The following is a 14,953-nucleotide window of genomic DNA, read 5'->3' as shown; positions in this document are numbered from 1 at the left end:
AGACACCAAAAAACGTCATTATCAAGAATAATCAATAAGATATAATAACTTTTAGTTAGCGATTAAAATAATGATACATTAATATTTTATTAATCTTTTTTTAATAGCAGCGAGTTTTTATCAAAAATTTATCTAAATAGTATCAAAGCAGAAAATGGAAGGTAAAAAATTAAGCATAAACAAAAAATAAACAAAGGATATAAATAAAAAAACCAGAAGGAATTTATTCTGGTTTTTGATTACTTTGTTTAATTATATGATGATAAAAATCTTATTTACTAAACTCTTTAAAAGCGCCCATGGTGTTGGATGCATACATAACAGAAGGACCTCCCCCCATATAAATAGCAACGCCTAATGCCTCAGCGAGTTCTTGTTCTGTTGTGCCAAGCTCTACAAGTGTTTTTGTATGAAATCCAATACAACCATCACAACGATTTGCGACAGCAATTGCAATGGCGATCAGTTCTTTTGTTTTTGCATCTAAAGCACCTTCTTTACCACCCGCTTTTGTTGTACTCATAAAAGCTTTCATGACTTCTGGAATATTTTGAGACAATGCCCCCATGTTACCTGCAATGTCTGTTACTATTTCTTTGTACTTGCTCATTTTTGATCCCCTTACAATATATTTATTTATATAATATAAAAATATATTATCAAATCATATAATATAAGCAAGCAAATTTAATTTGAGGTGATCTTTTCTATTATGATAGTTACCGAAAAAGAGGTTTAAAATGTCTATTTTAGATGAGTGGGCTGAACGCCATATCGAAAAAGCATTACAAAAAGGGGAACTTTCATCACTTAAAGGTGAAGGAAAACCACTGATCCTTGATGATAATAGCCATGTTCCAGAATCACTTAGAGCAAGCTATCACTTATTAAAGAATGCAGGTTTTTTACCACCTGAAATGCAAGATAGAAAAGAAGCCTTATCTCTAGCTGAAATCTTAAGCACATTAAATGAAACCAGTGTAGAGAATGAGTCACTGCAAAAGCGTTTAGCATTACTTGAGTTGAAATTGCAGCAGGCTGGTTTAGATACTCAATTTTTACATGCAGACTATGCCACACAACTGACAGAAAAATTGGCAAATAATAAAAAAGAAATGAATCAAAAATAATGAAATATCAAAATAGAAAAAGCCCATACATCCCTGTATAAGCTTCTTTCATTCATTGCAGAGAATTAACCTGCTGTTGGAGAATAATACGTTGGTGAGCCTGGTCCTACTGGTAAGTTAAATACAAATACCCACAAATAGAATAATAATGACCAACCAATTAAGAAAATAACGGAATATGGCAACATCATAGAAATCATAGTACCAATACCAGTGTCTTTCTTATATTTTGTTGCGACTGCTAATATCAAACCAAAATAACTCATCATTGGTGTAATGATATTAGTCACAGAATCTCCTATTCGATAGGCTGCTTGGATTGTCTCTGGCGCATAACCTGCAAGCATTAACATGGGGACAAAGATAGGTGCTGTAACCGCCCATTGTGCTGATGCGGAACCAATCATTAAGTTAATAAAAGCACAGATTAAAATAAAGCCTAAGAACAGTAATCCACTTGGCATATCAATGCTATTAAGCAGTGCGGCACCCTTGACGGCAATAACCTGACCGATGTTTGTCCAACCAAAAAACGCAACAAACTGAGCCGCAAAGAAAATAATCACTAAATAAAGCCCTAGCGTACTCATCGAATTTGCCATGGCATCGACGATGTCTTTATCTGTACGCATTGTCTTAGCAATCCATCCGTAAACAATCCCCGGAATTGCAAAGAATAAGAAAATAAAGACAACGATAGATTTTAAGAAAGGAGAATTACCAATTAGCCCTGTTTCTTGGTTTCTCAATATGCCATTTTCAGGAATAACCGTTAGCGCCAAAATCACGCCCATAACAATAAAGGTTCCTGTTGCAGCCCATAATGCTTTCTTCTCTAGCGGTGTAACTTCAGCCGCATTCTTTAAATCATTTTCTTCATCATCAAGTTCGTTACCGTTATAAGGTCCTAGTTGAGGCTCCACGATTTTTTCTGTAATGAAGTAACCTAAGAAAGTAATAAGAAATGTACTGACAAACATAAAGTACCAGTTTGCTTCAGCACCGACGATATAAGTTGGATCTATAATGCGCGCGGCTTGCTGTGTAATACCCGATAGTAACGGATCTATCGTCCCTAAGAGTAAGTTAGCAGAATAACCGCCGGAAACCCCTGCAAATGCAGCGGCTAAACCCGCAAGAGGATGCCGTCCTAACGAATGAAAGATAATCGCTGATAACGGTATCAACACCACATAACCCAGTTCAGCAGCAGTATTTGACATAATACCAGCGAAAACAATCGCCAATGTGGTCATTTTGCGAGGTGCTTTCATTACCACTAAACGCATAACCGCAGACAATAAACCTGCACGTTCAGCAATACCGACACCTAATAACGCCACCAGCACCGTACCTAAAGGCGCAAACCCAGTAAAGTTTGTGACGATATTTGCCAAGATACGACGAATACCCTCTGCATCTAACAAACTAATAATGTGGATATAGCCATCTTCTGCGCGCCCTTTGGCGCCTTCTGGTCGGGGATCTTGTACCGTAACACCGAAGTATTCACCAACTGCCGAAGAGACAAGTAAAATAGCAATTAAAATAATAAATAAAATAACGGGATGGGGTAGCGCATTTCCTAGCCATTCCACTGTGCGTAGAAAGCGACTGCCTCCCTGTTTTTTTGTTTGCATCATTTATCCTTTTTATAAAAAAACAGAAAATGCACAGTACACAACCCTTTTTACTATGACTATCTGTTAATCCTATTTATAGATGCTTTATTTAAGATAAACATCAGGATAAAATTATCGAATAAAATATTTTTTATCTTAATAAACAATAAAATAAAAACAAATTATATAATTACAAATCACTTACATTAAAATTAATGTATAATATCTAAAATTAAAAAATGTGCATAAGGTAACATTTTTTAACATTATCGTGATTATTTATTAACCTTTTCCACCTAAAAACACCTTTGATTGATAGTCAGAAACGATTAAACACTCAGATAAACCTGATAGTAACGGTTGTAATTACTATAAAAGGGAAAATAATGACGAATAAACAATCAGAATAGGTTAAAAGTTTAGATTATTTGTAACATGAACAGGTAGTTTTGCAGTAGATTTTAAACGTATTGCTATACATAGAATAAAAAAAGAGGGTAAAAATAATTTACCCTCTTTATCTACCTCTACCACTCAATGAGAAAATATTTGCTGATTAAAAGATAATATCTGGCGTAGATTCCGCTATGAAATGTATGCACTTATTTTCGTGTTTATCTTCAGCCTCTTCTTCAACGTGAAAACAATCTTCAAAAAACCAGTAAATAGGGGTTTTTAAATAAATCGCCAATGTCACAAGGTAACTCAAGTCTATTTTATTTAACCCGCGTTCATAACGTGAGAACTGTTGTTGGCTAATTCCCAATTTATCAGCAATGTGACCGCCTGTATAACCAAGCTCTTTGCGTTTTATCTGTATTCTTTTACCGACCAGTTCATTCACATTGATGTTTATAAAATCATAATCCATCATCGCGTTTTCCAACTTCGTTTATATTAAGGCATTGCCAAAATTAATGTGCCCACCCCAGAAAATGAACCCGGAGCAACTCGACCATAAGGACGTAATACCGAGCTAACCACTACGGGTGTCGCTCTCCCTGCAGGTACGAAAACTTTCTCGCCCGTTTCACCGGGATTATTATTAAGATATAAATCCGCGTATAGGCTACCGTCTGGGCGTAATCTGACATTTGGGCCATCGAGAGATGAGGCATACATAACAACGTATAAATCTTTATTACATGTCACTCGAACGGTTTGTGATCGTTTATTCTGTGTTGAGTCACCTAGTCTGTCTTCATCAATATCGCCATAGCTAAGGTTGACAGAGCCATCAATTATCTCGCAAGCCCCAGCAGGAGGTGGTGCAATACCACACATAGATCCCGGAAGTAATAACTTTGTTGATCCAGTTTCATAGAATAAACCAACACACTCTTGAATTTCACTGTTGGGCACCCCTGAGTGATGAGCTACCGCAGGCGATGTAGGAAAAGTTTGTACTCGCATAACCGCTTCACGCAATTCTGCCATAGTGCGATACTTTTGCGCTCCGGTTAAAATTGTTCTTGTCGCTGCCCCACCTTGTCCTGATGCATTATGCCTATGATTAATCGTAATTTTACAAGATGCGCCACCATAACAAGGGTTCAACGTCATCGTTGTTTCAGGGTCCCAACGTTGAATAATAAAAGTATAATTTGCAGAAGAAGAAGAAAGAACTTTAGATTCCGTAATATAAGAAAAAATAGAAGCCATTGATGATGCAGAAAAGAGCATCATCACACTAAATAAACATAATGCTGATAATCGTTTTGGGGTAAACATATTAACCTCAATCTTAATAATTAATCATAATTCAGGTGGAATGTAGCTATGGCACTAAAACGACCTCGTTTTATTGATTCATTCGCAATAGCATTAGGCTCGGCTTGTATAAATGCGCGGAACCTTAAAATAGAATCCCCTGAATTTAAGGCAATATTGCTTGTTTCCTGATTAATCCGCAGTGGACTACCATCAGAGTTTTCTAATCCAATGGCAATACCTTCAGCTTGACTTCCTGTACTTAATGCAAGAAAACCTTGCCCAACCATTGCCTGATTTTCAGCACCACTAAATGTCACTCTTACCTTTTTATTAATAGAAAGGTCACATTCTGATAAATGAATTTGAAAATTTTGGCTATTTGTTCTACCCGCGCCAATATAAAACGTTTTATCTGGCACATTACCAAATTCTAGAGAGATGGTTTCATCGCCAGGTCTTATCACACAAGGTTCATCAACTAATGTGCCATAAAGTCGCATATTATTCTGTGCTGCATTAGCTGTTGTAAATATTCCTATTAGAAGCGAAAGCCCGCAAATAGCAGGAAGCGGTAATGTTTTAAGCTTCATTTTCACACTCCTATTGATATTCTGCGAGCAACGTTGCTGTTACTTCAAATGGACCTTCTACTAATGTGCTTCCTGGTTTTTTCACTGGAACGGCTTGAATAATAGGTGGCTTATCCGGCGATATAGTAAAGCGCTCATTTAAAATAAAAGGCTCACCATTTCGAGTCATATGAATCGCTAAGTCTGTAATATTGGTTTGTAATCCAGCATCATCAAACTGACTTTTAGGGCCAATAATTGAAAGCCCCAGATCCCAGCCTTTTATATTTGGATCGCACTTTAATCTGTAATTCACGGGTTGGGTGTAATTAATTCCATCAACTCTATGAATACCAACATTATGGCCAAAATAAACTTCAATTAAGTTGTTATTTTCAATCACACAAGGAGGCGGAATTAATAATGTTCCAAATAATTTCATATTCGGTTCATCCGCACTGACAAATAAAGGCGACATTATAAGTAATGTTGTCAGACAAACCTTTTTTAAATTAATAAGCATGTACTGACTCCTTACTGATATTCGACCCGAAGTGTTGCAGTAGCGTAAAAATCACCACCTGTTAATGATGCAGAGTAATCACGCACAGGAATTGCCTCAAATTGAGGAAAGTTAGGGTAAGTAAAATTCACTTCTTGCCCCAATCTCAATAATTTATTCTGATAAAGAAGACGTACCCCTAACCCTGTAATGTTTGTACTCAAGGCATTTGAATCAAACCCTGTACCACTTCCAGAAATAGAGACTTTCATTGTATTTGTTGGCATTTTTCTACATTCAGCACTATAGGTAATAGGCTTTTTGTAATTAACGCCATCAATACGTGTACTCATGACTTCACCAAAATCAACCTCAATCGTCTTACCCCCATTGATAACACAAGGTGGTGGAGCGATAACATTACCGGTGATATAGACATATACAATCCCAGGTATAGTGCTACCCGCTCTCGCTGTAGGTGGTGTATTTGCAACAGCAGCTGAACTCAGGACACCAGTAAATGTTGTCATTAATAAAATCAACACTGCTTTGCTTGTGTTAAACCGCTGTTCCATATCCATAAATAAACCTATTAATTTCCGATTGCTGTTTCTACAACCTTGCATTCATTACCGCTACAGCTAAATTTCAAACGAGGACGTCCACCATAATCGTTGATATAACTTAATACGGGTGATGCGCCAAGTGTGGAGGCTTTCAAATTAAGATCCGCACTACCTTTTGGATCAACCATGACAGGCATAAATCCAGAGATACTTTCACCTTTTAATCCAGTTAACCCATCGACAATTGTCACGAAGTAAGGCGTTGGATTATTAACCTGATAGATATCCCCTTTTTTCGTTAGGGTGATCTTTTCCTGCCACGGGTTTGTTAAATCCGTTTGTGTTGCATAAATCGCAGTAGGGCGATAAAACAATTTGATCCGTGTTTGTAATGCAATTTGCAGTACATTGGGTTTATCACTACGTGGTGGAATTTCACGTAGGTTAAAATAGAACACGCTTTCCCTATCTTGAGGTAATTTAGCGACATCAGGTAATCCTTGTATTTTTATCTGGCTTTTATCACCTGGTTCAATACGCTGAATAGGCGGCAGAACGATTAATGGGCTTTCCACTTTTTGCCCATTGACATCTTCCATCCAACCTTGTGCTAAATAAGGCAGATCTTTATTTTGATTACTGACATTAAGGCTAATTGATTTATCTGCTCCATTAAAAATGACACGAGTTCTATCCAATGCAATCGCAGCAATAGCTTGTTGAGTAAATACCATACCCGTCAATAATGTGGTTGCTACAATGAATGAGCGCTTTAATAACATCATCTTTAATTACTCTTTTGTTTATAAAATCGTTTAATTTTTCCCTTCTCAACCTTCAGTTTTGACTAATTGTGGCTGAGATGGTGATTCGGTTCTCTCTTGTGCTGAATAAGAGATTGATGGAGTGTTTCCACATGTTAATAATAGTGAAGAAATAAAGATGCCTTCATCTAATTGAGGTACTTGTACTTCGCACTGTTTTTTACCACTCCAACGTACATCTAAAACATCACCGGAGTTTATTCCGCTTAGATAAACATTACCGCTATCATTCACGATGCCCAGTTCTCGTCCTTTTTCTGTAGTAATGCTAGCGCCAAATGGTGGATAACTACCGTCTTTCAAGCGGACAATCGCCATCGCTTTTTGCCCTGAAATAACGTCAAACTCACGGTAACCTATTGCCCCTTCAGTCAGGGTTAATTGTTGAATTGAACGCACGGCATCAACATCATCAGGTAATTTATCTAAATCAATTGTTGCACTACTCCGATAGTAATTATTGATATCTGGAAGTACCGCTTTACCAAAATAGTTAGTATGGCTTACCGCCCCTAAACTTCTAATTGGTACTCCAGAGACCCCATTAGTATCAACTAATAAACGCGCAGCGCCTGGCATTGCAGTACGATGGAATGCACCGCCTTTTGCTGTTAACGTCGCGCCACCTTGTAGAGAAAGTGATGCTGAAGTATTTTCACCTTGAATATGGCTCGCACTTGCTGTTACCAGTGCTGTATCACCATAACGCGTATAATAAGCATCAGCAGAAGGACGACCACGGCTACTTAAACCTGCACCTAAGCGATAGTTATTATTGTCATCGAGGCGATCAAAATAGCTCACATTATGTGAATTACCATTCTTATTAATTACAGTGTTATAGCTAATTGTCGCTTTATCACTCCAAGGCATACTGACATTAAAATAAACACCATCATCATTGGTGCCATTAAATTTATTGCGGTAAGCAGATAAATTTAAATTAATATTTTTAAAACTACCGATATCCATAAATTTAGATAAAGATAAGTTGTAATAATCGTTATTAGGCTTATTCCAATAAGTTTGGTGGTTATAGTTAAGATAAGCACTTAAGCCTAAATCAGGGAATTGCTTACTTAATGTTATCGTATAAAGCTCTTTATTATTATCGCGGTTGTTATCACGATAACGACGATCTAAATATTGCTCCATACTCATAAAGTCACGTTCTGAGAAACGATAGCCGGCGAAAGTCACCTGACCATTAATAGCTTCAAAACGTTTAGAGTAACTGACTCGATAAGAGCCTCCATGATAGCGTTTATCATCATTTGGGATTTTTGCCCAAGAGTGTGTCGCATCAAATGAAATAGCCCCTAATACCATCAAGTCACGACCAATACCTAAAGAAACAGAATTGTAATCGCCAGCAACTAATGAACCGCCATAGAGTGACCAACCATTTGATACCCCCCATGAAAACTCACCCATTGCAAAACTGGGTCCTTCTGTCTTGTGGTCTATATTAGAAGGTTTACCTGCTGATAATTTATATTGCACTCGACCCGGACGTGTTAAATAAGGGATACTTGCCGTATCCATTTGGTATTCTTGTACCGAACCATCTTGCTCTTCAACACGAACATCTAGCTTACCGCTGACGGCATCATTAAGATTTTGAATACGGAATGGACCCGGTGCGACCTGTGTTTCATAGATCACACGGCCTTGCTGGCTGATCGTCACCTTAGCGTTCGACTTTGCAACACCAGTGACTTCAGGTGCATAACCTCTTAAATTAGGAGGCAACATCTGGTCATCTGTTAATAAACTAATACCCGTAAAACGGAAGTTATCAAAAATGTCAGAGCGTGAATAAGTCTCACCCATAACAAGGCGAGCGCCCCACTGGGTTATTGCTCTATAAAGATAATATTGACTCCAATCCCAATCATTTTCAGTACTACCATTCACGCCTGTTGTGTGTTGATAGCTTGCTTGCCAATCAGCACGAAAACGCCATACACCTAAGTTAGCACCCGCAGTACCACTTCCCGTAACTTGTTGTCTTTGCTTACCATTAGCAGGATCGGTCACATTAGCATTCAGGTTATAGTCAAAAAGAAGCCCTGAAATACCTTCATCCCAACGAGATGGTGGGTCCCAATCTTCGGTTGCATACTCAACATAGGCTTGAGGAATAGTCACAATAAAACTACCCGCACCTAAGTTAGTACTTGTTGTCATACCGGGTATTGATGACTCATCAAGACAGGCACCGCCATCTTTCCAAGTTACCGCTTTAAGCCATTCAGGTTTTAACGTAAATTGATTGACTAATTCACGAGGAATACAAGGAATACTCGCTTTAGGATCATTGTCGGGAACAATATAATTAATCGTATAGAGATCGGGTAATTCATTATTGTTAACTTTAACAATAAATTCATACTTGCCAGGCATAATATAGCCGGCACGAGAAAAGTCTGATAAATCAATATTTTGTTTATCTTTTAGATCAAGAATATCAGAGTTAAACTCGATATCGCCAGCTGCAAATGCCATATTAGAGGCACTCGCCATACCAGCAATAATTAAATAGATCAGTGCCGCTACAGGTCGAATTGTATGCTGATTACTCTTTTTTTCTGCTTTTCTTGAAGCAGTTTTGAATGATTTAGCCATAAATAATCCAACCAATCCATTTAATAATATTCGAGTTTAAAACGCAGGGTTGCTTGATAATTACCTGCTCGTGGAATGTCGTTATTTTTAACAAGCCTTGCTTGATACAACAAAGACAACGATTTGGTATCAATATCCACAGGAGGTAAAGGCTTCCCCGGTGTTGCCAATCTTCCGTAACGGTCAGCAATAGCTAACGAAGCACCTTTAGCATCGCCGAAAAGTTGGAATAATCCGTTCTGTGCGGGGCCTTCAAAAGTAGCAATAAAACGAGGACGTTCAGCTTGTGTACCTTTTTGATCAACAAGAGAACATTCTGTTAATCGAATAGAGAAATATTCAATAGGTCCTTGGCCTTCAACAGCTAAGGTCGGAATAGATACAGTACTCAAAGAGATAACTTGCTCTCGACTTCCTGCCGAGATAGTGCATGTTGGCTCTAATATAGAACCTTGTAGACTAACCACGCCGAATCGCTGATGTGATTTCACATCTTGTTTTATATCGGTCACTGCCATTACAGGCTTAACAAATAGCCCTGTTGTAACAAGTAATAATAGTGGCACTATCTTGCGATTCATTGTTTTCTACTCCATAAGATAAACCATTAAAAATACAGCTAAAGATAAAACTAAAGATAAAGCCCCATACGTCCTTATACAGGGCCTAAAAGAACATCTATTATTGGTAAGTTAATGCGAAAGTAGCGATTGCAGTAAAGTCACCAGGTACAGCTGCTTCTGTTGAAGAACCTTGTAAGTAAGCTGCAAAGTTCAGTTCATTTGAACCATCACGAAGAGTTTGAGCTTTTGTTGGTTCACCTAATTTAATTTGTGTATTACCAGCATCAGTAATAACAACTGCTGCATTTTTCGCTAAACCTTCGATACCTAAAGAGCCTGGCAGAATAGCCGCTGCTTCAGCACCAGTGAAGGTAGTTTGAACTGTTTTATAAGTTTCAGTAGAGCATTGCAGTAATTTAATTTTGAAAGTATTAGAAACACTACGGCCACCATCTTTCAGTGCAGTTGCTGAAACTTGTCCTAGTGGAACACGTTGGTCGCCTGAGTTAGGATCAATTGAACATGGAGCATCGATGATTGAACCCCAAAATTCTACGGTACCATGACCTTGATCCGCAGCGAATGCAGAACCAGCAGCAACAGTTAAGCCTAAACCTAAAACTAAACCTAATTTATTTAATTTCATCTTTATGTTTCCTGAAAATATAAGAACGAAGATATTTAAAATAATAAAATTCAATATAAGCAATATAAGAAGATTGCTTAAATGAATGACTCACTAAATAAAGTTTCTATATTTTGATAAAGTTCATCCAGCCAATTTCATATTTAATTTTGAAATTAGATAAAGGAAGCGTATCAAGTTGGACATATTATTCTCGCAGGTTTTATTTAAGTCAAACTACCCCTATTTCATTAAGTCTATTTTTATTAATTTACTGATATTAGGTGTATTTTTTACATTTTCATACAAAACATTACTTCTTGAAAATGACTGAAATGGATTTTAAAACTAAATCGGCACTCTTAAAAAGAGATATTTAAGATTTAAATTCTGCCATTTCGAAATTTAAAGTAAAAAGATCTGACTGTCTTTTTACGAATAGGAGTAATAGTCAATTAAACAATATTTTCTTATTTATTTATTTTAACTCAAAATAACAGAAGTTTTACATTATGAAACAAATCAGACTTAATATATTGATTTATAACCAGATCAAAATAGCGAATTTGTTAATTAATTTATCATCATTATTTACTCTCATATAGAAACCGCATTAAATAACGCCTTTTGATGATAATCTTAAATAGAAGTAAATATTAAAAACAAAACATCAAATAAATATAACTAATTGTATTTAATGAAAAATTTAATGGTTACAAATTTTATAGTTACGTACTTTTACAATAAACGATATAAAAAAAGTAAAAAAAACATAACCAATTGATTTGTAACTAGTTATACAGATAGGCTAATCAAGAATAGAGTATTTCGATAAAAATTTAACACACTGACATAGGTATTTATACCTAAGAAATTGAAGTCATAAAACGAATTTTTCGTATAATTTACATTTTTTGATTAAGAACACTCTTACATGTTAACTGACTGATAATTCAAAAAAGAAATTCGTGTAACGCTCATGTTTTTCTCAAAAAAACCCAAAAACCTAATCATTTGATTGAAAATAATTACACTTTTTTTGGGTAAAATTTTTAATGTATTTATTAAGAGCCACTTCAAAAATTGAAATTAATTATTTATTGGATTATTGACTATTTTACGTATTGTTACTAATTTCATTGTTAGCTTATTCATATTATTAAATTCCCATAGGAACTACATTTTTTTATCCAAACAGAAACACAATAAAATACACATTGTTTACATTACGAATGCATCAATTTAACATTACTCAGATAATGCGTATGGATATTAATCACTATTACTTGTTTTTTAATTATCAATTTTTTTTCAATAAGAATATTGGTGTTTTTTTAATCCTACGATAAATTAGGAATAATTTTATTTTATCTGAATAGATTTAACCCATTTTCGAATAGTTAATTCATTTAAAGAAGTAAGTTTTAAGGTATATGTTAGAAACAATCCTTTATCGGATGAATAATGATAAGTTAATAATTTAAATAAAAACGGGTATTACATTAGTAGTATTTAATTATTCGGCTAAATACGTCTTAATAAGAAGATCATTATTGGAGCATCTTTATTTAATAAATTAATTTAGCTTTATTTATATTTTTCACGATGAAATAAAAAAAAGGCATTTTCAACCTAATAGAAATCAATATTCTCCAAATACTCGCTTTAAGAGTATTCTTATCCTACATTTCAAGAAAAATACCTGTGTTAGATAATTATCATCATCATAAAATGACAATTTTATATTTATGCCCCATTTTCTTCTCTATATAAAAGAGTAAAAAATTGATTATCCATACCTTCCTTTTTGCCATTCACTCTGTCAATAACTTGAGTTTGACTAACAGAACTTAGTTTTTTTAGCATAAAAAAATGGCAGGGTTTCCCCTGCCTTACCAATTTGGTAATCAATCAAAGAAAAAGCATACGCTCTAAAACACCAAGTTTGAGTATCCTTTAGCGATATGCATTAGTATAAAAAAACATCAGGCATCGTTTCAGCAATGATGCTACTTCGTTTATCGGTACATTGATTTTCTGATGACAATTTTGATATAAAACAGTCTTCAAAAAACCAATAAATAGGTGTATTTAGATAGTTGGCTAATAGAACAAGGTAACTTAAATCTATCTTGTTCATCCCGCGCTCATATCGAGAAAATTGCTGTTGGCTTACACCAATTTTTTCAGCGATTTGCATACCGGTATAACCTAATTCTTTACGCTTTTTCTGAATTCGTTTTCCAACCAACGCATTAACATCAATATCTGTAAAATCGTAATTCATCATAATATTCACCCATTATCATGATTAAGGCATCGTTAAAATAATTGATCCTGAACCAGAGAAATAGCCCGGTGCAACGCGACCATTTGTATGTAAAGTAGAACTTACTTTTACAGGCATTGAGCCGCCAGCAGGAACATTAATTATGCTGCCGGTCTCACCTGGATTATCATCAAGAAATAAATCAGCATATAAGCTGTTGTCTGAACGTAAAGGCACTCTTCCGCTATCTGAACCTGATGCAATAACCATGACTTTCATCGCTAAATTACAAGTAACATTGATATTCTGATAACGCTGAGCACCTTCTAAGCTATATTCATCAATATCACCATAATTAAGGTTTACTGCGCCTTCCGTTATTTTGCAGGCTCCAACAGGGGGTGGCGCTATACCACATAATGAACCTGGTAATAAACGTCCACTTGGCGATATTCCACTTGAATTTGGTTGATAAAATAATCCCACACATTCCTGATTAGAATTTAAAGCAGGTCCTACGTGATTTGTTTTTCCTTCAAGTGGAAAGGATATATTTCTTAAAACTTCCTCTCGAACTTCAGCCAAAGTACGCAACTTCTCAATTCTTGTAATAATTTGCTTCGCTGATCCACCAGACCCATCAAGATCATGTTTATGGTTAATCGTTGCATAGCAAGTAGACCATCCATAACAAGGGTTTAATGTTCCTGTTGTTTCAGGGTCCCAACGCTGAATAACATAGGTATAGGTCGCATTTGAGGGTGTTCCTGTCGATTCAGTAATATAAGAAAAGATAGATGCCATTGCGGGTGCTGAAAACAACAAACCTATTGCAATACATAAAGCCGGAAGTCGCTTTAATATGGACATATAAAACCTCAACCCTAATAATTAGTCATAATTCAAATGGAATGTGGCGATTGCACTAAATGGACCGCGTTTAATGGATTGGTTCGCAATCGCATCCGGCTCCCCTTGAATAAAGGCATAAAAATTTAAAATCGTGTCATCCGCATTTAATGACATTTTGTCTGTTTCTTTATTAACAGGTAGTGCATTTCCATTTTCAGATTCCAGTCCAACAGCAATACCCGCCGCTTGACTGCTTGGGCTAATCGCTAAAAAACCTTGTCCTGCCATGGCTTGATTTTCATCCCCTTTAAAGGTGATCTTGACGCTTTTACCAATCGTTAAATCACATTCGGACAAGCGTATTTGAAACAACTTGCTTGGTGTTCTTTGATACGCATAAAGGTTTTTGTCCGGTATATTGCCAAAATCTAACTCAACGGTTTCGTCACCGGGCTTTATGGTGCAAGGCTCGTCAACTAATATGCCGTGAAAACGCATATTGTCTGGTGCTGATAAAGCGACTGGTGTGGCTCCCGTAAATATGGCAAGACCCAATACGAACGGGATCGATAATCTTTTTATATTCATCAATACGCTCCTATTGGTATTCGGCAAGCAGTGTTGCCGACACTTCAAATGCACCTTCAGGCAAAGTGCTACCAGGTCTTTTAACGGGCACCGCTTGGATCACGGGAGGGCTATCGGGTGATATCGCAATACGCTCGTTTAATTTAAAAGGCTTACCATCTTGCGTAAGATGAATGCCTAAATCTGGAATATTGGTTTGTAGCGCAGCTTCATCAAACTGTGTTTTAGGACCAATAATAGAAAGCCCTAAATCCCAACCTTTTAAATTTGGATCACAGACCAATCGATAATTCACCGATTCGGTATAGTTAATGCCATCTACTTTATGAATACCTACGTTGTGCCCAAAATAGACATCAATGAGTTCGTTGTTACTAATAACACAAGGGGGTGGCACTAATAAGGTGCCATATAATTTCATATTAGGTGCGTCTGCACTCATGACAGAATAAGAATTCAGTAATGCGATCAGACATAGGTACTTTAATTTATTCATCTTCTG

Annotated in this window: 16 protein-coding genes; 1 reads left to right on the top strand and 15 read right to left on the bottom strand. The window is 36.2% G+C overall.

Annotation, left to right across the window (positions count from 1 at the left end; all coding sequences use genetic code 11):
* Positions 1-271 precede the first annotated feature (271 nt).
* On the bottom strand, positions 272-610 hold the full coding sequence (locus tag BTA34_RS03050; protein ID WP_023581047.1) for a carboxymuconolactone decarboxylase family protein: 339 nt from the start codon (positions 608-610) through the stop codon (positions 272-274).
* A 130-nt stretch (positions 611-740) separates the two neighbouring features.
* Here BTA34_RS03050 and BTA34_RS03045 point away from each other — a divergent pair, with 130 nt between their 5' ends.
* Complete coding sequence (locus BTA34_RS03045) at positions 741-1,130, top strand: DUF1992 domain-containing protein (protein WP_151434451.1); 390 nt, start codon at positions 741-743, stop codon at positions 1,128-1,130.
* Positions 1,131-1,195: 65 nt separating this feature from the next.
* Here the strand turns inward: BTA34_RS03045 and BTA34_RS03040 are convergent, their stop codons facing one another.
* The 14 genes from BTA34_RS03040 to BTA34_RS02975 form a co-directional block, all read right to left on the bottom strand.
* Positions 1,196-2,770, bottom strand: coding sequence for an AbgT family transporter (locus BTA34_RS03040; RefSeq protein ID WP_151434450.1), 1,575 nt, complete (start codon positions 2,768-2,770; stop codon positions 1,196-1,198).
* Between the two features lie 538 nt (positions 2,771-3,308).
* The gene (locus BTA34_RS03035) at positions 3,309-3,626 is read right to left on the bottom strand and encodes a helix-turn-helix domain-containing protein (RefSeq protein WP_151434449.1); all 318 of its coding nucleotides are present in this window, start codon (positions 3,624-3,626) and stop codon (positions 3,309-3,311) included.
* Positions 3,627-3,649: 23 nt separating this feature from the next.
* On the bottom strand, positions 3,650-4,483 hold the full coding sequence (locus tag BTA34_RS03030; RefSeq protein WP_151434448.1) for an adhesin: 834 nt from the start codon (positions 4,481-4,483) through the stop codon (positions 3,650-3,652).
* A gap of 20 nt (positions 4,484-4,503) precedes the next feature.
* Positions 4,504-5,055 carry a fimbrial protein gene (locus BTA34_RS03025; protein ID WP_151434447.1) on the bottom strand — a complete coding sequence of 184 codons (552 nt, stop codon included), beginning with the start codon at positions 5,053-5,055 and terminating at the stop codon, positions 4,504-4,506.
* A 10-nt stretch (positions 5,056-5,065) separates the two neighbouring features.
* Positions 5,066-5,512 (bottom strand): fimbrial protein, encoded by a 447-nt coding sequence (locus tag BTA34_RS03020; RefSeq protein WP_416202678.1) that lies wholly within the window; start codon positions 5,510-5,512, stop codon positions 5,066-5,068.
* A 56-nt stretch (positions 5,513-5,568) separates the two neighbouring features.
* Positions 5,569-6,117, bottom strand: a complete 549-nt coding sequence (locus BTA34_RS03015; RefSeq protein WP_151434445.1) for a fimbrial protein — start codon at positions 6,115-6,117, stop codon at positions 5,569-5,571.
* An 11-nt stretch (positions 6,118-6,128) separates the two neighbouring features.
* Positions 6,129-6,887 (bottom strand): fimbria/pilus periplasmic chaperone, encoded by a 759-nt coding sequence (locus tag BTA34_RS03010; RefSeq protein ID WP_151434444.1) that lies wholly within the window; start codon positions 6,885-6,887, stop codon positions 6,129-6,131.
* A 45-nt stretch (positions 6,888-6,932) separates the two neighbouring features.
* The gene (locus tag BTA34_RS03005) at positions 6,933-9,554 is read right to left on the bottom strand and encodes an outer membrane usher protein (RefSeq protein ID WP_151434443.1); all 2,622 of its coding nucleotides are present in this window, start codon (positions 9,552-9,554) and stop codon (positions 6,933-6,935) included.
* 20 nt (positions 9,555-9,574) lie between these two features.
* Positions 9,575-10,135, bottom strand: a complete 561-nt coding sequence (locus BTA34_RS03000) for a fimbrial protein (protein ID WP_151434442.1) — start codon at positions 10,133-10,135, stop codon at positions 9,575-9,577.
* A 100-nt stretch (positions 10,136-10,235) separates the two neighbouring features.
* Entirely contained in the window at positions 10,236-10,763 is a 528-nt protein-coding gene (locus tag BTA34_RS02995) for a fimbrial protein (protein WP_151434441.1), read from the bottom strand.
* Between the two features lie 1,948 nt (positions 10,764-12,711).
* A complete protein-coding gene (locus BTA34_RS02990; protein WP_285805461.1) occupies positions 12,712-13,032 on the bottom strand; it encodes a helix-turn-helix domain-containing protein in 321 nt (106 codons plus the stop codon).
* Between the two features lie 21 nt (positions 13,033-13,053).
* A complete protein-coding gene (locus BTA34_RS02985; RefSeq protein WP_151434440.1) occupies positions 13,054-13,881 on the bottom strand; it encodes an adhesin in 828 nt (275 codons plus the stop codon).
* Between the two features lie 21 nt (positions 13,882-13,902).
* Positions 13,903-14,451 (bottom strand): fimbrial protein, encoded by a 549-nt coding sequence (locus tag BTA34_RS02980; RefSeq protein WP_151434439.1) that lies wholly within the window; start codon positions 14,449-14,451, stop codon positions 13,903-13,905.
* A gap of 10 nt (positions 14,452-14,461) precedes the next feature.
* Positions 14,462-14,947, bottom strand: coding sequence for a fimbrial protein (locus BTA34_RS02975; RefSeq protein ID WP_151434438.1), 486 nt, complete (start codon positions 14,945-14,947; stop codon positions 14,462-14,464).
* Positions 14,948-14,953 lie beyond the last annotated feature (6 nt).

Origin of the sequence: Proteus sp. CD3 (assembly GCF_008808075.1) — a bacterium.
GTDB classification, from domain to species: domain Bacteria; phylum Pseudomonadota; class Gammaproteobacteria; order Enterobacterales; family Enterobacteriaceae; genus Proteus; species Proteus appendicitidis.
This window is presented reverse-complemented; position numbering and strand designations above follow the sequence as displayed.

Excerpts from the sequence above, each read along its gene's own strand:
- BTA34_RS03050 (WP_023581047.1), bottom strand. The coding sequence starts at position 610 with ATGAGCAAGTACAAAGAAATAGTAACAGACATTGCAGGTAACATGGGG.
- BTA34_RS03045 (WP_151434451.1), top strand. The coding sequence starts at position 741 with ATGTCTATTTTAGATGAGTGGGCTGAACGCCATATCGAAAAAGCATTA.
- BTA34_RS03040 (WP_151434450.1), bottom strand. The coding sequence starts at position 2,770 with ATGCAAACAAAAAAACAGGGAGGCAGTCGCTTTCTACGCACAGTGGAA.
- BTA34_RS03035 (WP_151434449.1), bottom strand. The coding sequence starts at position 3,626 with ATGATGGATTATGATTTTATAAACATCAATGTGAATGAACTGGTCGGT.
- BTA34_RS03030 (WP_151434448.1), bottom strand. The coding sequence starts at position 4,483 with ATGTTTACCCCAAAACGATTATCAGCATTATGTTTATTTAGTGTGATG.
- BTA34_RS03025 (WP_151434447.1), bottom strand. The coding sequence starts at position 5,055 with ATGAAGCTTAAAACATTACCGCTTCCTGCTATTTGCGGGCTTTCGCTT.
- BTA34_RS03020 (WP_416202678.1), bottom strand. The coding sequence starts at position 5,512 with ATGTCGCCTTTATTTGTCAGTGCGGATGAACCGAATATGAAATTATTT.
- BTA34_RS03015 (WP_151434445.1), bottom strand. The coding sequence starts at position 6,117 with ATGGATATGGAACAGCGGTTTAACACAAGCAAAGCAGTGTTGATTTTA.
- BTA34_RS03010 (WP_151434444.1), bottom strand. The coding sequence starts at position 6,887 with ATGATGTTATTAAAGCGCTCATTCATTGTAGCAACCACATTATTGACG.
- BTA34_RS03005 (WP_151434443.1), bottom strand. The coding sequence starts at position 9,554 with ATGGCTAAATCATTCAAAACTGCTTCAAGAAAAGCAGAAAAAAAGAGT.
- BTA34_RS03000 (WP_151434442.1), bottom strand. The coding sequence starts at position 10,135 with ATGAATCGCAAGATAGTGCCACTATTATTACTTGTTACAACAGGGCTA.
- BTA34_RS02995 (WP_151434441.1), bottom strand. The coding sequence starts at position 10,763 with ATGAAATTAAATAAATTAGGTTTAGTTTTAGGTTTAGGCTTAACTGTT.
- BTA34_RS02990 (WP_285805461.1), bottom strand. The coding sequence starts at position 13,032 with ATGATGAATTACGATTTTACAGATATTGATGTTAATGCGTTGGTTGGA.
- BTA34_RS02985 (WP_151434440.1), bottom strand. The coding sequence starts at position 13,881 with ATGTCCATATTAAAGCGACTTCCGGCTTTATGTATTGCAATAGGTTTG.
- BTA34_RS02980 (WP_151434439.1), bottom strand. The coding sequence starts at position 14,451 with ATGAATATAAAAAGATTATCGATCCCGTTCGTATTGGGTCTTGCCATA.
- BTA34_RS02975 (WP_151434438.1), bottom strand. The coding sequence starts at position 14,947 with ATGAATAAATTAAAGTACCTATGTCTGATCGCATTACTGAATTCTTAT.